The organism is Blastocatellia bacterium, from assembly GCA_025054955.1.
Classification (GTDB): domain Bacteria; phylum Acidobacteriota; class Blastocatellia; order HR10; family J050; genus JANWZE01.
This window is the reverse complement of the sequence record JANWZE010000004.1, coordinates 1-2,775: the sequence shown is the minus strand read 5'-3', so window position 1 is coordinate 2,775 and position 2,775 is coordinate 1. Positions and strand designations below refer to the sequence as shown.

General features: G+C 57.8%; 3 protein-coding genes. All 3 read right to left on the bottom strand.

What is annotated here, in order from left to right; all coding sequences use genetic code 11:
- Positions 1–481: 481 nt before the first annotated feature.
- A complete protein-coding gene (gene csx7, locus NZ823_00150) occupies positions 482–1,387 on the bottom strand; it encodes a CRISPR-associated RAMP protein Csx7 (GenBank protein ID MCS6803541.1) in 906 nt (301 codons plus the stop codon).
- Complete coding sequence (locus NZ823_00145; GenBank protein ID MCS6803540.1) at positions 1,384–1,797, bottom strand: hypothetical protein; 414 nt, start codon at positions 1,795–1,797, stop codon at positions 1,384–1,386. The genes csx7 and NZ823_00145 overlap by 4 nt, the downstream gene beginning before the upstream one ends.
- Positions 1,794–2,775 (bottom strand): CRISPR-associated RAMP protein Csx10 (gene csx10, locus NZ823_00140; GenBank protein ID MCS6803539.1); only part of this gene is annotated, 982 nt, incomplete at its 5' end. The genes NZ823_00145 and csx10, both read right to left, overlap by 4 nt.

Sequence of the window (2,775 nt, the reverse complement as noted above, 5' to 3'; positions counted from 1 at the left end):
CGTCCAGACGGCAGTAGAACTCCTCAGAAAAAGTGGCACAGGCATTCCTGCCTGCAGCGTTTTTCATCGTTTCTCTCGCGTCGTCCAGACGGCATGAAGAACTCCTCCGAAAATAGCCGCAGTTTGGCGCCGATTTTCTCTCTGAGTGCCTCATGTGTTTTGCAAATTTCCCCTCGGCCGCGCAAGCGGCGCAGCCGAAGGTAGCCAGAGGTGCAACCTCTGGACCGAATGTCAACCAATCACGTGCGCGGTGGAGCCGCGCTGCCTCCGGCGCCTCTTCAACGCGCGATGCTTGTGGCCCAACAATTCCAGACGTTGCACGTCTGGCTACCATCTTGTGGGCGCCTGCCGGCGCCGCTGCCTGCAACAGCGCCCCGCGACCCGGGCCAACAAGACGAAAGAACGCGATGTTCATTCTTCGTGACGTGCGTAAGCTCATGGGCGAGTCCTGCAAAACTGTGGCGCAAGATGGCATCCTGCGTTACTCTGCCCTCCGTTGAAGTTTGGCGGCGGCAAAGGTCTTGACCTTCTCGTTCAAGTACTCGCGGAGTTCCTTCGCTCGAAGGATTTTGCCTTTTCCGCTGATGAGGTACTCGACCAAATCCGCGCTGCCTTCGCCGTCAAGGATGTCGGCTAACTCATCGCCGACGACTTCCAGCTCCCGAAGTTCCAGCCGGACGCCGCCTAATCCGCGCGTCGTTTTGCCGCCAAGCGCGACGCGGCCTTGTTCAAGCTCGCGCAACCCGATGGCCAGCAGCCCAAGCAATTCGTCATTCGCATTCTCAGCAACGATCTCAAGATTGAACCGAGTGGAGGCCGGCACAACCTCGAAGTCGTATTTTACGCCCTGTCGCGCGGTCTCTGTATCACGGTCAATGCCGACGCCATCGCGCAACTCGACGCGCCCGACCCACCACTCAGGATCAACGAACAAGTCTTTGATCATCAGATGAGATGAGAGCCACGGCGAGCCGAACAGCCGGCAAACATCACACGACTGCGCGAGAATCTTCTCGGTCAATAGCTCATCGTACCTCGCCCGATTCGGACGTCCATTTTCGGTTGCGTCCTGCTCCGCTTCGGCTTTCAGTTGCTCGATGCCGAGTTTACCGTTCTGCTGTTTATTCGGAATGCACGGGTCAGCCAGCGGATCACAGGCCGAGAGGTCGCTTCGGTCCAACCCGCGAACAAGGCTCTCCAGATGAGCGCGGAACGCGCCTTTGAACGATGAGCCGGGGATGAACGGACGCCCGGCCGCATCTCGAATCACCGGGCTATCGGTCGCCGACGGATCAAGCGAGGAGCCGCCGACGCCGATGTGCAGTCCGGTCTCAGCCGAGAGTTGCCCACGAAGAGTAATGCGATTGGTGAATTTGTCGAAGGTCATTTCGATCCCTCCTTTTCGTAGACGAACCGGCGATTCATAAACCCAAGCAGCAGTCGGGTCATCCTGATCTGCACCTCGTCAACGTTGCCAAAGGCTGCAGCTTGATCGGCCTCGCTGGCCAGGTTTCGCACCGTTTTGTCAATGGCGCTGATCACTCTGTCGCCAAGCCCCGATTCCTTCCACGCCTTGCCCGGCGCTCCTGAACGCCCCATTTGATAGCGAATGAAGTTGGTCACAATCGCCGGATGCGGGGCCGAGTTCGCCACTGCGATGACGTTGCGGATTTGGCTGGCTTCAATCTTGTCAATGTTGCCTTTGAGATTGCTAATCAGCGTCTCGGCCTCTTCCACAAGCCTGCCGATTCGCCTCTCAATCTCACTTTGAAGTTTCAGTTCTTTCATTTCACTCATACCGGATTCACCTCCAGATGGAATGGATGACAGATGATGATCTGTCCATAGCCGTCTTCGCGCAGCTCGCCGATGCCGGCAGCTTCGAGTCTTTCAAGTAGGGCGATCAAGCTCTCCCGTCGGCTCTCATCCTCACCGGTGTCGGCAGCGAAGACGTAAAGACCGCCTCGGCGCGAAGCGAGCAAAACCTCTTTGGGGAGTTGCCAGGCCGTTTGCCAGCCGCTGATAAGCGCCGGCTGGGTATATTGAGCGATGAGCTTGAAATCGAATCCATCAAGTGAAGACGAGTTCCGCTCGTCGTCCGTCAGGATTACGTCTAAAGCATCGTGGAGTAATTTTTCATCGAAGCGGAGCGTTGGTAGTCCCTCGCTCGTTCGCAGCAGCGCATCCGAGAGCAAGTTGATCGTGAACAGCGTGCGCGTCCGAGCAGCGGGCGGCTCATGCGCGATGACCTGCAAATCTTTCTCGAATTCTTGGTACTTCTGATTGAATGCTTCGAGTCGGTTCCACACGCTCTCGTTCCGCGCGTCTTTCACTTCCACCGCCACCCGCCCGAACCCGCGCGATGTGCGCCCGCCAATGCGCGTGATCCGCGGCAGCCATTTGCGGACCAAGCCTGCACGCGCGTCGTCTACTTCAATCACGCCGACGAACATGCTTCCTTCATCAATCGCCTGCACAGTGTAAAGCTGACTCTCTTCTGCGGTGAGCCGTGCTCGATTGATGGCGACTCGCGTTTGACGGTGGGAAGAAACTTCTGGTTTGGCATAGTCGCCGGGACCGCGATACTCCACGACGCCGGTGAACGGCTCCGTTCGATGACCGCAGGTCGGACATTTGTATTGAAACGGTAGCGGTATGTGCCACTCGTCATCAGCCCCGGCCACGTGGTCGTAAGCCAGTTGCATGAGCAGCGTATCGGCCACGCCGTGATGATCCTTGTTCTTTTTGTCCTTGCCGATGAAGCCGCTTTTGCGC